Genomic DNA, 12093 nt, shown 5'->3' on the forward strand with positions numbered 1-12093 from the left:
GTGGTCGACCGGCTGCGGCAGCGGCTGCGGACGCTGCTCTCCGATCCGGTCGGCTCGCCCTCCGAGCTCCCCTTGTTCGGCACGATGCTGCACGCCCTCGGCATGGCGGAGCTCGCGTCCGGCGACGCCGGTGCCGGTGCCGGTGCAGGTGCCGTACGGATGATCGCGCTGGCCGAACGGCTGGGGGTGATGCGGGAGTTCCAGCCGACGATGTCGGAAGCCCGTGCCCGGCAGGCTGCCGAGGAGGCCGACGGGGCGGCGTACTCCGACGCGGTGTCGGAGTACGCCGCCCTGGAGCGGGACGAGCTGCGTGAGGCGGCCCGCGCTGTCATGGCGGTTACTTCGGATCGCGGTTGACGCTCATTCCGGGTCGCGGTTGAACAGCGACGTCGACCAGCGGTAGCCGAGCGCGGTCAGGCCGACGCACCAGGCGATCGCGAGCCACCCGTTGTTGCCGATCTCGGTACCGAGCAGCAGGCCGCGCAAGGTCTCGATGGCGGGGGTGAAGGGCTGGTACTCGGCGATCGGCTGGAACCAGCCCGGCATCGTGTCGGCCGGGATGAAGGCGCTGGAGATGAGCGGGAGGAGGATCAGCGGCATGGCCATGTTGCTGGCTGCCTCCGGGTTCGGGCTCGCCATGCCCATCCCGACCGCGATCCAGGTGAGCGCCAGGGAAAACAGGGCGAGCAGTCCGAACGCCGCCAGCCACTCCAGGGCCGTGGCGTCCGTGGAGCGGAAGCCGATGGCCACGGCGACGGCACCGACGAGGACCAGGCTGGCGAGTACCTGTAGCACGCTGCCGACGACGTGCCCGATGAGCACCGACCCGCGGTAGACCGCCATCGTACGGAAGCGGGCGATGAGGCCCTCGGTCATGTCCATGGAGACGGATATCGCGGCCCCGATCACGGTGGAGCCGATGGTCATCATCAGGAGGCCCGGGACGATATAGGCGATGTAGTCGGAGCGGTCGGCGCCGTCGCCGCCGATGCCCGCGCTCATCACGTCTCCGAAGATATAGACGAAGAGCAGCAGCAGCATGATCGGCGTGAGCAGCAGGTTCAGGGTCATGGACGGGTAGCGCCGCGCGTGCAGCAGGTTGCGGCGCAGCATCGTGTTCGAGTCGCGTACGGCGAGGGAGAGGGCGCTCATCGGACGGTCTCCTTGGGCTGGTTGGGGACGTCGGTGCCGTGGCTGGGGATGTTGGCGTCGCCGGTCTTGGTGCCGCTGGATCTGGTGCCGCCGGTCAGGGCGAAGAACACGTCGTCGAGGTCGGGGGTGTGTACGGTCAGCTCGTCCGCCTCGATGCCGGCCGAGTCCAGCCAGTCGAGGACGGAGCGCAGCTCGCGCTGGCTGCCGTCGCTGGGGATCTGGAGCGACAGCGCCTCGTCGTCCCTGGTGACCTCGCGCAGGGCGACGGCGGCGGACTGGTAAGAGGACGGGTCGGTGAACCGCAGCCGCACGTGCCCGCCCGGGATGAGCCGCTTCAGCTCGTCAGCGGTCCCTTCTGCGGCGATCTTGCCGTCGCTCAGTACGGCGATGCGGTTGGCGAGTTCGTCGGCCTCCTCCAGATACTGGGTGGTGAGGAAGACGGTGACGCCGCCGGAGACCAGCTCGCGGATGATCCCCCACATGTTGTGGCGGCTGCGCGGGTCGAGGCCGGTGGTCGGCTCGTCGAGGAAGAGGATCCGCGGGTCCCCGACCAGCGTCATGGCGAGGTCGAGGCGGCGCTTCATGCCGCCGGAGTAGGTGGAGGCGGGTTTCTTCGCGGCCTCGGTGAGGTCGAAGCGCTCCAGCAGCTCGGCGGCGGTACGGCGGCCCTCGCTGCGGGAAAGATGGTGCAGGTCCGCCATGAGGAGCATGTTCTCCTCGCCGGTGATCAGGCCGTCGACGGCGGAGAACTGCCCGGTGACGCCGATCGCGGCCCGCACGGCCTGCGGGTCGGCGGCCAGGTCGTGGCCGCCGACGTGCAGGTCGCCGGTGTCGGCGGTGATGAGGGTGGAGAGGATCTTGACGGCGGTGGTCTTGCCCGCGCCGTTCGGGCCGAGCAGGGAGAAGACGGTGCCGGCCGGCACCGCCAGGTCGATGCCGTCGAGGACCGTCTTGTCCCCGTAGGCCTTGCGCAGCCCCTTGGCCGCGATGGCGAGAGAGTGCGATGTCGTTGTCGTCATGCCGCAGAGGTTGCGGCAGGGCGCGTTCAGCGCGGTTTCAGCATGGTTTCAGCGCCCTGGAACCGGGGTTGCCCGGGGTTGCCCGGGGTACGATCACAACCGGAATGGACGCTCGTTTCCTTGGCATCGCTGATCTGGTCGAAGCCCCGTCCGTGGCGGTCGTGGTCGACGTCATGCGTGCTTTCACCGTGGCTGCCTGGGCCTTTGCCCAGGGGGCGGAAAAGATCGTTCTCGCTGAGTCGCTGGACGAAGCCCTCGCGCTCAAGGCTCGCCACCCGGATTGGGTGGCGCTCAAAGACGGTCCGCCCGCTCCTGGGTTCGACATGGTCAACTCGCCTGGCCTGCTGCGGTCTGTTGACCTTGGCGGACGGACCGTTGTGCAGAAAACCACGGCAGGGACGGTCGGCGCCCTTGCGGTCAAGGAGGCGTCGCTGGTGCTGTGCGCCGGCTTCGTGGTGGCGGAGGCAACGGCTCAGCTTTTGCGGACGCGCAAGAGTGACAGTGTCACCTTCGTGGTCACTGGCGAAGACGGGCAGGCCGATGAAGATCTGGCGTGCGCTCAATACATCGCTCGGAGAGCCACCGAGGCTGAGACGGATGCCGCTGAGTTCCTCCGCCGCGCCGGCGCGGCGCGCGCCGCCGCCGAACTGGCGGAGGGTGTGCGTCAAGGAGTCCACCCGGATGACGTCGCACTCTGTCTTGAGCTCGACCGGTTCCCCTTCGCCATGGTGGCGACCTCGGAAGGCTCGCTCATGGTCCTGCGTCCGTGCGCCGTGCTTTCGCCGGCCGGCGACGCCTCGATCTGACAAGCGAGAGCCGACATCCGGTCGGGTATACGGCACCAGCCGCATACCCCGATGACGGTGGTTCGGGCTGGCGGCAGGCGGCTGAGCCGAGTTGTGCCGGTCCTGGAGTTTTTACCGACGCGTAACTTCCCTTCCCTGCTTTACCCGTGCGTAACTTAGCTCAGTGCCACCATCTTTGTGGTCCGGGCCACAGGGCTGACAGACATCGCCATTTCCCTTGAGCCGCAAGGAGATCGCACGATGCTGCCCTGGAAACGCGCGCTCGGACCACTGACCGCGCTGTTGCTGGCCGTCACCTTCCTGGCCACTCCCGCCGTTGCCGTGACCCCCACCGCCGCGACGTCCGTTCCCACCGCCGCTGTTACGACCTCCACCGCTGTCTCCGCGTCGAGCAGCGGCTGGAACGACTACTCCTGCAAGCCCTCTACAGCCCATCCCCGCCCGGTCGTCCTCGTTCACGGCACCTTCGCGAACGCCGTCGACAACTGGCTCGGCCTCGCGCCGTATCTGGTGAACCGGGGCTACTGCGTCTTCTCCCTCGACTACGGGCAACTCCCTGGCGTACCACTGCTCTACGGTCTGGGCCCCATCGACGTCTCGGCCGGACAGCTCGCCGCCTATGTCGACAAGGTGCTCGCGGCCACCGGCGCCGCGAAGGTCGATATCGTCGGCCACTCCCAGGGCGGCATGATGCCGCGTCACTATCTGAAGTTCCTCGGCGGAGCGGCCAAGGTGAACGCCCTGGTCGGCCTCGCTCCCGACAACCACGGCACCACTCTGCTCGGACTGACCGGACTGCTCCGGTACTTCCCGGGAATAGGAGACCTGCTGAACGAGAGGACTCCCGCGCTCGCCGACCAGGTGGCCGGATCCGCTTTCCTCACCAAGCTCAACGCGGGCGGCGACACCGTACCCGGAGTGCGCTACACCGTGATCGCCACCCGTTACGACGAGATCGTCACTCCGTACCGGTCACAGTTCCTGAGCGGTCCCGACGTACGCAATGTGCTGCTCCAGGACCTGTGCCCGCTGGACTTCTCCCAGCACGCGGCGATCGGGCTGATCGACCGGATCGCCTTCCACGAGGTCACCAACGCCCTCGATCCGGCGCACGCGACACCGACCACCTGCGCCTCGGTGATCGGCTGACGCGCGCGCCGCGGGTGTCAGCGGCCGTGCCGGGCGGACGGTACGGCCCTGCGCCTGGCCGCGGCGAACAGCAGGGCGGCGCCGATGGCGAGGACCGACGTGCCGCCGATGGCGAGATACGAGGTGGCGCCGGAGCCGCCGGTCTCGGCGAGGTTCTGCTGTCCGGTGGCGGGCCGCTCGTCGGCGGACTGTTCGGCGGCGGACTGTTCGGCGGCGGCGCCGACGGCCTTCGTCTCGGGGGAGTTGGCGTCGCCGTAGGCCTCGGTGTCGGCGGTGTCGGCGGTGGCAGTGGTGTCGGTGTCACCGGTGTCGGCGCTGTCGGTGTCAGCACCGGTGGTGTCGGCGGTGGTGTCGGTGTGTGCGCCGGTGTCACCGTGGCCGTTGTGTTCGACGGTGGACTTGTCCGCGCCGTCCGCGATCTCCTCGTCGGTGGGCGCGGAGGCCGTCGGCGCGGGCGTCGCCGGAGTGCCGCCGCCCGCAGCGCCGTTGTCCTTGCCGAAGACCACGTCGGAGCAGGTGTAGAAGGCCTCGGGGCTGTCCGAACGCTGCCAGATCGAGTAGATGAGATGGCGGCCCGACTTATTGGGAACGATCCCGCCGAAGACGTACTCGCCGTTCTCCAGCTTCGGATCGGTGACCTTGAGGAACGGCTTCGCCTCCAGATCCGACCACTTCAGCGGCTTGCCCGGGTCGTAGCCGTCCTTGGTGAGATACAGCTCGAAGGAGCCCTTGTGCGGTGCGGTGGCCTTGTAACGGAAGGTCCTGTTGCCCGCGGTCATCGCGGACGACGGCCAGTCGCCGCGCGCCAGATCGAGTCCCTTGTACTTGTCCCGGCCCGCGCTGCACAGCTTTCCGTCCGGGATCAACCGCTGGTGATTCCCGGCCGCGTTGGCGATATTGACCTCGTTCCAGTCGTAGAACGCCTGCGTGCCGCTGGTCGCGACCGCCGCCCGGCACGCCGCCGACTTGGGGCTCTCGGGCCCTTCGGCGTAACAGGCCGCGACCCGGCTGACCGGATCCGTCAGCGACCCATGAGCGACGGCCGGAGCGGCGGCGATCCCGGTCAGCGCGAGCGGGACGAGACCGAGGACGACTATTCCGGCGGCCGTACGGCGAGCGGTCATAAGCAGGTTCTCCTTCGGAACGGCGCTGGCGGAACGCGCCGGAGCGACAGACGACCTCCCCGTCGAACGCCGCCCCGGCGATCAGCAAGCTAGCCCCTGAGAACCCCGGAATCGGCTGCTCGGACGAGGTGAGGGCGATCCTTATGCCGCAGTTAAGGTGAACCTAAGAGTCGGCTCAGGAAGCCGCTCGGCACGTCGTCCCGTAGACCGCTCGGCGGCGGCCCGGGAAGCCGTTCACGCAGCCGCTCGCGCGGGCGCCCGGCGGGGACTCGGGTAGGGTAGGCCGTTGCAGGCAGTGCACGGACCTACCGAAGGAGGCGAGACCCATTACCGCTGTAGCAGGTCGGGTGCTCCCTCCCCATGGCCGTGCGGTTCATCGGACATAGGTGACCGCCGGGAGTGCCCATCGGCATTCCGAAAGGCTCCCCATGTCAGCTTCACCGTCATCTTCTGCTCCGTCCGACGTCGTTACCAGGCTCCGGGCCGCAGGTTGTGTCTTCGCCGAGGACGAGGCGCGGCTGCTCGTCTCCACCGCGGGAACCGCGGCCGAACTCGCCGTGATGGTGGACCGGCGCGTTGCCGGGCTGCCTCTTGAACATGTGCTCGGCTGGGCCGAGTTCTGCGGTCTGCGGATCGCCGTGGATCCCGGGGTGTTTGTACCGCGCCGCCGTACCGAGTTCCTCGTCCGGGAGGCCGCCGCCCTCGCCGGGCCGCGCGCCGTCGTGGTCGATCTGTGCTGCGGCTCGGGTGCGTTGGGCACGGCGCTGGTCGCGGCCCTGGACCGGGCCGAGCTGTACGCCACCGATATCGATCCCGCCGCGGTGCGGTGCGCGCGGCGCAATGTCGACGCCGTCGGCGGCCGGGTGTACGAGGGCGATCTCTACGATCCGTTGCCCGGCGCGCTGCGGGGCCGGGTGGACGTACTGCTCGCCAATGTGCCGTACGTACCGACCGAGGAGGTCGGACTGCTGCCTCCGGAGGCCCGGATACATGAGGCGCGGGTCGCCCTCGACGGTGGCGCGGACGGGCTCGACGTCCTGCGGCGGGTGACGGCGGGCGCGCCCGGGTGGCTGGCGCCGGGCGGCTCCCTGCTGGTCGAGACGAGCGAGCGTCAGGCGGCCCTGGCGGTGGAGACCTTCGCGGAGAGCGGACTGGTCCCGCGTGTGGCCCGCTCGGAGGAGCTGTACGCCACGGTGGTCATCGGAACCAGACCGGTCCCGGTGCCGACGGTCTGAGCCCGGCTTCGGTGCGGCTCGGGTCGTCGGCCCATGGCGGCCAGGCGGTACGGGAAGCCCTCAGCCCGTCCAGCGGTAGCGGCGTTCCGGGCGGCCCGTGCCGCCGTAGCGGAGGGAGATCTCCGCCCGGCCCGTCTCCGCGAAGTACTCCAGATAGCGCCGGGCGCTCACCCGGGACAGCGCTCCCGCGTCCGCGCACTCCGTCGCCGACAGACCGTCCTTGTGCTTGCGCAGAATGCCCTCCACCAGATCGGCCGTGTGCGCCGCCAGGCCCTTGGGCAGTGCGCGGCTGCCGGGCGGGCGCGTGCCGAAGATATGGTCGACGTCCTCCTGACGCGCCTCGCCGAGAGCGGCGAGACGCGTACGCAGGGAGGCGATGTGCCGCAACTGCTCCTGAAGCGCGCCCTGGTTGAAGGGCTTGATCAGATAGTGCAGCGCGCCCGCGCGCAGCGCCGCGCGGATCACTCCCGCGTCCCGCGCCGCTGTGATGAACAGCGCGTCGACGCTGACCCGGCTTCTGTCCCGCTCCTCCGCCGCCCGTAGTTCGCGCAGTACGGCGATACCGTCCATATCAGGAAGATAGATGTCGAGCAGGACAAGATCCGGCCTCAGCCGCTCGGCCGCGCGCAGCGCTTCGGCCCCGCTGTGCGCCACTCCGACGACCGTGAAACCGTCCAGCGCGGACACATAGCGGCTGTGCAGTTTCGCGACCATGAAGTCGTCGTCCACCACCAGCACTTTCGTCACGCCGACACGCTAAGCCGCGACCTCAATGACCACAACGTCCGTTGATTCCGGAAGCGAGACAGCTTGTTAACGCACAGGCAACATGTGGCCCACTTCACAAGCTTTCCGAAAGGCGGCAGACGTGCGATTGCGCACCCCTCTGGCCCTGCTCGGGTCGGCGCTACTGGTGCTGGTGGGGCCGCCGTTGCTCTCGTCGGGCAGTGGCGCGGACACCGGTACGCAGATACCCGGCCTGCGGTTCATGGTCCCCAACACCCCGGGCGGCGGTTACGACATCACCGCCCGCACCATGGCCAAGAACGCCGAGGACGGAGAACTCACCCACAACATCGAGGTGTTCAACCTGCCGGGCGCAGGCGGCACCGTCGGTCTCACCCGGCTCGTCGGTGAGCACGGCAACGGCAAGCTCGCCATGTCGATGGGCCTCGGCGTGGTCGGTGCCGTCCACACCAACAAGACGCCCAAGACGCTCGCCGACACGACACCGATCGCCCGGATCACCGAGGAGTCCGACATCGTCGTAGTCGGCAAGGACTCTCCGTACCGGACCATCGGCGAGCTGATCGAGGCCTGGCGGGCCGATCCGGCCAAGGTGCCCGTCGGTGGCGGCTCCTCGCCCGGCGGACCCGACCATCTGGCTCCCATGCTGATGGCGAAGGCCGCCGGGATCGCGCCGAAGACCGTCAACTACATCCCGTTCGACGGCGGCGGCGAACTCCTCGCCTCTATCCTCGGCAACAAGGTCGCCTTCGGCGTCTCCGGCCTCGGCGAGTACCTCGACCAGATCAAGGCCGGTGAGCTACGGCTCCTCGCGGTCACCGGACCCGAGCGGATACCCGGCCTCGACGCGCCCACGCTCCGTGAGTCCGGTCTCGACACCGACTTCACCAACTGGCGCGGTGTCGTGGCACCGCCCGGCCTCTCCGACGTCGAACGCACCAAGCTGCTCGCCTTCTTCGACTCGCTGCACGACTCGCCGCTGTGGCGGGAGTCCCTGGAGAAGAACGGCTGGGACGACGCCTATCTCCCGGGCGACGAGTTCGGCGAGTTCCTCGCCGAGGAGGACCGGCGTGTGGACTCCGTCCTGAAGGAGCTGGGACTGTGAACAGCGAGACCGGTATGTCTGGTTCGTCTAGTACATCTGATGTGTCTGGAAACCCGGGCACGCCTGCATCCAAAGCCCCACAAGCACTGCAAGCCTCGCAGATACCGGCCGCCCCGCGCGGCTCATGGCTGCGCGAGCACTCCGAGATCGGTGTCAGCCTGCTGCTGCTCCTCCTCGGCGTCCTCGTCCTCACCGACGCGCTCACCATGAACGTCGACATCACCCAGCGCGGCCCGGTCGGCCCCAGGACCGTCCCGGTCGTCGTCGGTGTCGGCCTGCTCGTCGTCGCCGTACTGCTCACCCTGGACGTCCTGCGCGGCGGCCGTGGCGAGGCTGAGGGCGGCGAGGACATCGATCTGAGCGAGCCCAGCGACTGGCGTACGGTCCTGCTCCTCGCCGGCGTCTTCCTCGCGAACGCCGTGCTCATCGGACCGCTCGGCTTCCCGGTCTCCGGCGCCCTGCTCTTCTGGGGCTCGGCGTACGCGCTCGGCAGCCGCCACTACGACCGTGATCCGCTGATCGCCGCGGGCCTCTCGCTCGTCACCTACTTCGTCTTCGACAACCTGCTCGGTGTCCCCCTGCCCGGTGGCCCGCTGATGGGGGTGCTGTAACCGATGGACTCCCTCAACTCCCTTCTGGACGGCTTCGGTACGGCGCTCACGCCGATGAATCTGCTCTGGGCCGCGATCGGTGTGCTGCTCGGCACGGCGATCGGCGTACTGCCCGGCATCGGGCCCGCCATGGCGGTCGCGCTGCTGCTCCCGGTGACGTACGGACTCGACCCGACCGGCGCGTTCATCATGTTCGCCGGTATCTACTACGGCGCGATGTTCGGCGGCTCCACCACCTCGATCCTGCTCAACACGCCGGGCGAGAGCGCGGCGGTCGTGGCCGCGATCGAGGGCAATCCGATGGCCAAGGCGGGACGTGGCGCCCAGGCGCTGGCCGCCGCCGCGGGCGGGCACTTCGCGGGCGGCATGATCGGCACGATCCTGCTGGTGGTACTGGCGCCGACCGTGGCGTCGCTCGCCGTGGACATCGGCGCGCCCGACTACTTCGCGATCATGGTGCTGGCCTTCATCGCCGTCACCTCCGTGCTCGGCTCGTCCCGTATCCGCGGTCTCGCCTCGCTGCTCATCGGTCTCACGCTCGGTCTGGTCGGCCTCGACCAGATGACCGGTCAGCAGCGGCTGACCTTCGGCGCGCTCCAACTCGCCGACGGTATCGATGTGGTGATCGTCGCGGTCGGTCTCTTCGCGATCGGCGAGGCCCTCTGGGTCGCCGCGCATCTGCGCCGCTCCACCGGCGAGGCGATCCCGGTCGGCCGTCCCTGGCTCGGCAGGAACGACATCCGGCGCACCTGGCGGCCGTGGCTGCGCGGACCGGTCATCGGCTTCCCGTTCGGCGCGATTCCGGCCGGTGGCGCGGAGATCCCGACCTTCCTCTCGTATGTCACCGAGAAGCGGCTCTCCAAGCACAAGGACGAGTTCGGCAAGGGCGCGATCGAGGGCGTGGCGGGACCCGAGTCCGCGGCCTCCGCCTCGGCGGCCGGGACGCTGGTGTCGATGCTGACGCTCGGACTGCCCACGACGGCCGTCGCCGCCGTGATGCTGGCCGCCTTCCAGCAGTACGGCATCCAGCCGGGACCGCTGCTCTTCGAACGAGAACCCGATCTGGTCTGGGGCCTGATCGCCTCGCTCTTCGTCGGTATGGTCCTGCTGCTCGCGCTCAATCTGCCGCTCGCGCCGGTCTGGGCGAAGCTGCTGCGCATTCCGCGGCCGTATCTCTACGCGGGAATCCTCTTCTTCGCGGCCGTCGGCGCGTACGCGGTCGGCGGAGAGGCGCTGGACCTGGTGATCCTGCTGATCATCGGTCTGATCGGTTTCGGGATGCGGCGGTACGGACTGCCGGTGCTGCCGGCCGTGATCGGCGTCATCCTCGGCCCGGCCGCCGAACAGCAGCTCCGGCGCGCCCTCCAGATCAGCGACGGCAGCGTGACCGGCCTGGTCAACACACCGTTCTCGGTGACGGTGTACGCCGTGATCGTGCTCCTGCTGGCCTGGCCGGGCATACGGAAACTGATCACCACACGCCGCCGCCCCAAAGCGAGCGCCTGACCCGCCCCCCGGGCCCCACCAGAGCCGGATGTCCCGCCCTGCCCCATGAGGGCGGGCCATCCGGCTCGCACCGTTGTTGTCCTCGCACCGTCGTTGTCAGTGCCGCATCTAGGCTGCGGTACGGGCAGTCTGGCCCTGCTCGCAGCCGAGCGAGGGCACCGGGTGACCGCCGTCGATCTCTCACCGCGCATGGTCGAGGCCGCTCACCGAGCGCGTCCACCATGAGCGCCTCTCCACCGATCCCGCGCTCTGGGGCCGTCCCGTGGACGACGAGCGGTACGCACTGATAGCCGAGCCGGCCGCCTCTTAGCCGGTTTGGCAACTCAGGTCTTCGCCCGTTCGGCGACTCAGGGCGCGGACGTGGCGTATTTCCGAGGCGCAGATCTTGTAGCCCAACCATCGGTTGATCGCCAGCATCGGGCCGTTCTCGGCGTCGTTGGCGGTGTAGGCACCCGTGTAGCCGGCTGCGCGAGCGCGGTGGAGGGAGTAGGTTTTGGCGAGTTTGGCGAGACCTTGGCCGCGGTAGGCGCGCAGTGTGCCGGTCATGCCGGACGCGTAGCGGGTACGGCCGTCCGTCTGGGCCGCTGTGAAGGCGGCGACGCGGCCGTCGATCATCACCACCGTGGTGAGTTCACGGTCCAGCAACGGGTGGTTCCAGGTGTGGTTCAGCCAGTCCGCGTAGTCGTCGAAGTCGGTGCTGATGTCGCTCGGTTCGTCGGACGTGGTCTCCGCGTCGGCCTCGAACAGCGGCCGGGGATCGTCGGCGAAGTCCGCCGCCGTGCGCAGTTCGAAACCCGGCGGCAGCGGCGGCGGCTCCGGCAGTGTGCCTCCGGCCAGATCGAGACGCTGGAAGTGCGCCGGGCGCGTCGGCCGGTAGCCGTGGCGCTCGGCGAAGGCCCGGCTCGACGGCTCGTCCAGCGCCCAGGCGTAGACGCTTGTCGCGCCCTCGGCCGCGAGATGCTCCTCCGCCGTACGGAGCAGCAGCGAGCCCGCGCCCCGGCCCCGGCGCTCCGGATGGACCTGCGGGGTGACGGACGACTGGCCGGGATCGTCGCTGTCGTAGGCGATGCCGGTATGGGCCGAGCCGATCAGCTCGCCGTCCTCCTCGGCGAGCAACAGCCGGTACTTCTTCGCGGGATTGGCGTGCGCCACATCGAAGAGGAGAGCCTCCTCCGTCGTCACCTGGAAAGGAACGCAGGCCCACCGCAGCCGGACCACGGCTCCGGCGTCCTCGGTGCGGAAGTCACGGACGATCACAGTCATGGAGCGGCACGGTACGCGCGCACTCCGCCGGGCCGCCTCCCTTTTTCCACGGCTCCGTTTCTCCACCGCTTCTCCGCCGCCCTGTTCCCGGTGAGGGAGAATCGAGCCGTGACCTTGAAGATCGTGATCGACCCGGCCGCCGCGACCGCTCCGTACGAGCAGCTCCGTACGCAGATCTCGGCGCGGGCGCGCTCCGGCGCGCTGCCCGTGGGATACCGGCTGCCGACCGTACGAGGACTCGCCGAGGAGCTGGGACTGGCCGCCAACACGGTCGCCAAGGCCTATCGTGCGCTGGAGTCCGACGGAGTGATCGAGACCCGTGGCAGGAACGGTACGTTCATCGCCGCCGCCGGTGATGCCGCCGAGCGCGAGGCCG

Annotated in this window: 12 protein-coding genes and 2 pseudogenes; 9 read left to right on the forward strand and 5 right to left on the reverse strand. The window is 69.2% G+C overall.

What is annotated here, in order from left to right; all coding sequences use genetic code 11:
- Positions 1–357 (forward strand): annotated as a pseudogene (locus GA0115259_RS03715) (AfsR/SARP family transcriptional regulator); the annotation flags it as partial.
- A gap of 3 nt (positions 358–360) precedes the next feature.
- On the opposite strand, the gene GA0115259_RS03720 reads toward GA0115259_RS03715, so the two are convergent.
- Complete coding sequence (locus GA0115259_RS03720; RefSeq protein WP_093590749.1) at positions 361–1152, reverse strand: ABC transporter permease; 792 nt, start codon at positions 1150–1152, stop codon at positions 361–363.
- Positions 1149–2171 carry an ATP-binding cassette domain-containing protein gene (locus GA0115259_RS03725; RefSeq protein WP_093590752.1) on the reverse strand — a complete coding sequence of 341 codons (1023 nt, stop codon included), beginning with the start codon at positions 2169–2171 and terminating at the stop codon, positions 1149–1151. The genes GA0115259_RS03720 and GA0115259_RS03725 overlap by 4 nt, the downstream gene beginning before the upstream one ends.
- Positions 2172–2275: 104 nt before the next feature.
- Between GA0115259_RS03725 and GA0115259_RS03730 the strand changes: the two genes are divergently transcribed.
- Positions 2276–2977: a 2-phosphosulfolactate phosphatase gene (locus GA0115259_RS03730; RefSeq protein WP_093590779.1), complete on the forward strand. Its 702-nt coding sequence runs from the start codon at positions 2276–2278 to the stop codon at positions 2975–2977.
- 240 nt (positions 2978–3217) lie between these two features.
- Positions 3218–4126: an esterase/lipase family protein gene (locus GA0115259_RS03735; protein ID WP_093590755.1), complete on the forward strand. Its 909-nt coding sequence runs from the start codon at positions 3218–3220 to the stop codon at positions 4124–4126.
- A 17-nt stretch (positions 4127–4143) separates the two neighbouring features.
- Here the strand turns inward: GA0115259_RS03735 and GA0115259_RS03740 are convergent, their stop codons facing one another.
- Positions 4144–5250 (reverse strand): lytic polysaccharide monooxygenase auxiliary activity family 9 protein, encoded by a 1107-nt coding sequence (locus tag GA0115259_RS03740; protein WP_093590759.1) that lies wholly within the window; start codon positions 5248–5250, stop codon positions 4144–4146.
- A gap of 428 nt (positions 5251–5678) precedes the next feature.
- On the opposite strand from GA0115259_RS03740, the gene GA0115259_RS03745 reads away from it, so the two are divergent.
- The gene (locus GA0115259_RS03745; protein ID WP_093590762.1) at positions 5679–6485 is read left to right on the forward strand and encodes a putative protein N(5)-glutamine methyltransferase; all 807 of its coding nucleotides are present in this window, start codon (positions 5679–5681) and stop codon (positions 6483–6485) included.
- A gap of 60 nt (positions 6486–6545) precedes the next feature.
- Here the strand turns inward: GA0115259_RS03745 and GA0115259_RS03750 are convergent, their stop codons facing one another.
- Positions 6546–7232 carry a response regulator gene (locus tag GA0115259_RS03750; protein ID WP_176732420.1) on the reverse strand — a complete coding sequence of 229 codons (687 nt, stop codon included), beginning with the start codon at positions 7230–7232 and terminating at the stop codon, positions 6546–6548.
- Positions 7233–7353: 121 nt separating this feature from the next.
- Here GA0115259_RS03750 and GA0115259_RS03755 point away from each other — a divergent pair, with 121 nt between their 5' ends.
- The 4 genes and pseudogenes from GA0115259_RS03755 to GA0115259_RS41465 all read left to right on the forward strand — a co-directional run.
- Positions 7354–8337 (forward strand): Bug family tripartite tricarboxylate transporter substrate binding protein, encoded by a 984-nt coding sequence (locus tag GA0115259_RS03755; protein WP_161230274.1) that lies wholly within the window; start codon positions 7354–7356, stop codon positions 8335–8337.
- Between the two features lie 14 nt (positions 8338–8351).
- Complete coding sequence (locus GA0115259_RS03760) at positions 8352–8948, forward strand: tripartite tricarboxylate transporter TctB family protein (protein WP_093590782.1); 597 nt, start codon at positions 8352–8354, stop codon at positions 8946–8948.
- A 3-nt stretch (positions 8949–8951) separates the two neighbouring features.
- Positions 8952–10454: a tripartite tricarboxylate transporter permease gene (locus GA0115259_RS03765; protein WP_093590771.1), complete on the forward strand. Its 1503-nt coding sequence runs from the start codon at positions 8952–8954 to the stop codon at positions 10452–10454.
- Positions 10455–10562: 108 nt separating this feature from the next.
- Positions 10563–10658: pseudogene (locus GA0115259_RS41465) on the forward strand (methyltransferase domain-containing protein); the annotation flags it as partial.
- A gap of 102 nt (positions 10659–10760) precedes the next feature.
- Here the strand turns inward: GA0115259_RS41465 and GA0115259_RS03775 are convergent.
- Positions 10761–11717: a GNAT family N-acetyltransferase gene (locus tag GA0115259_RS03775; protein ID WP_093590773.1), complete on the reverse strand. Its 957-nt coding sequence runs from the start codon at positions 11715–11717 to the stop codon at positions 10761–10763.
- Positions 11718–11825: 108 nt separating this feature from the next.
- On the opposite strand from GA0115259_RS03775, the gene GA0115259_RS03780 reads away from it, so the two are divergent.
- The coding region (locus tag GA0115259_RS03780) for a GntR family transcriptional regulator (protein WP_093590776.1) at positions 11826–12093 on the forward strand (268 nt) is incomplete at its 3' end.

Source organism: Streptomyces sp. MnatMP-M17 (assembly GCF_900091995.1).
In the GTDB taxonomy this organism is placed as follows: Bacteria; Actinomycetota; Actinomycetes; order Streptomycetales; family Streptomycetaceae; genus Streptomyces.

What these genes read in the sequence shown, in the direction of transcription:
- GA0115259_RS03725 (WP_093590752.1), bottom strand. Translation starts at nt 2,171, where the DNA reads ATGACGACAACGACATCGCACTCTCTCGCCATCGCGGCCAAGGGGCTG.
- GA0115259_RS03730 (WP_093590779.1), top strand. Translation starts at nt 2,276, where the DNA reads ATGGACGCTCGTTTCCTTGGCATCGCTGATCTGGTCGAAGCCCCGTCC.
- GA0115259_RS03745 (WP_093590762.1), top strand. Translation starts at nt 5,679, where the DNA reads ATGTCAGCTTCACCGTCATCTTCTGCTCCGTCCGACGTCGTTACCAGG.
- GA0115259_RS03740 (WP_093590759.1), bottom strand. Translation starts at nt 5,250, where the DNA reads ATGACCGCTCGCCGTACGGCCGCCGGAATAGTCGTCCTCGGTCTCGTC.
- GA0115259_RS03720 (WP_093590749.1), bottom strand. Translation starts at nt 1,152, where the DNA reads ATGAGCGCCCTCTCCCTCGCCGTACGCGACTCGAACACGATGCTGCGC.
- GA0115259_RS03760 (WP_093590782.1), top strand. Translation starts at nt 8,352, where the DNA reads ATGTCTGGTTCGTCTAGTACATCTGATGTGTCTGGAAACCCGGGCACG.
- GA0115259_RS03775 (WP_093590773.1), bottom strand. Translation starts at nt 11,717, where the DNA reads ATGACTGTGATCGTCCGTGACTTCCGCACCGAGGACGCCGGAGCCGTG.
- GA0115259_RS03735 (WP_093590755.1), top strand. Translation starts at nt 3,218, where the DNA reads ATGCTGCCCTGGAAACGCGCGCTCGGACCACTGACCGCGCTGTTGCTG.
- GA0115259_RS03765 (WP_093590771.1), top strand. Translation starts at nt 8,952, where the DNA reads ATGGACTCCCTCAACTCCCTTCTGGACGGCTTCGGTACGGCGCTCACG.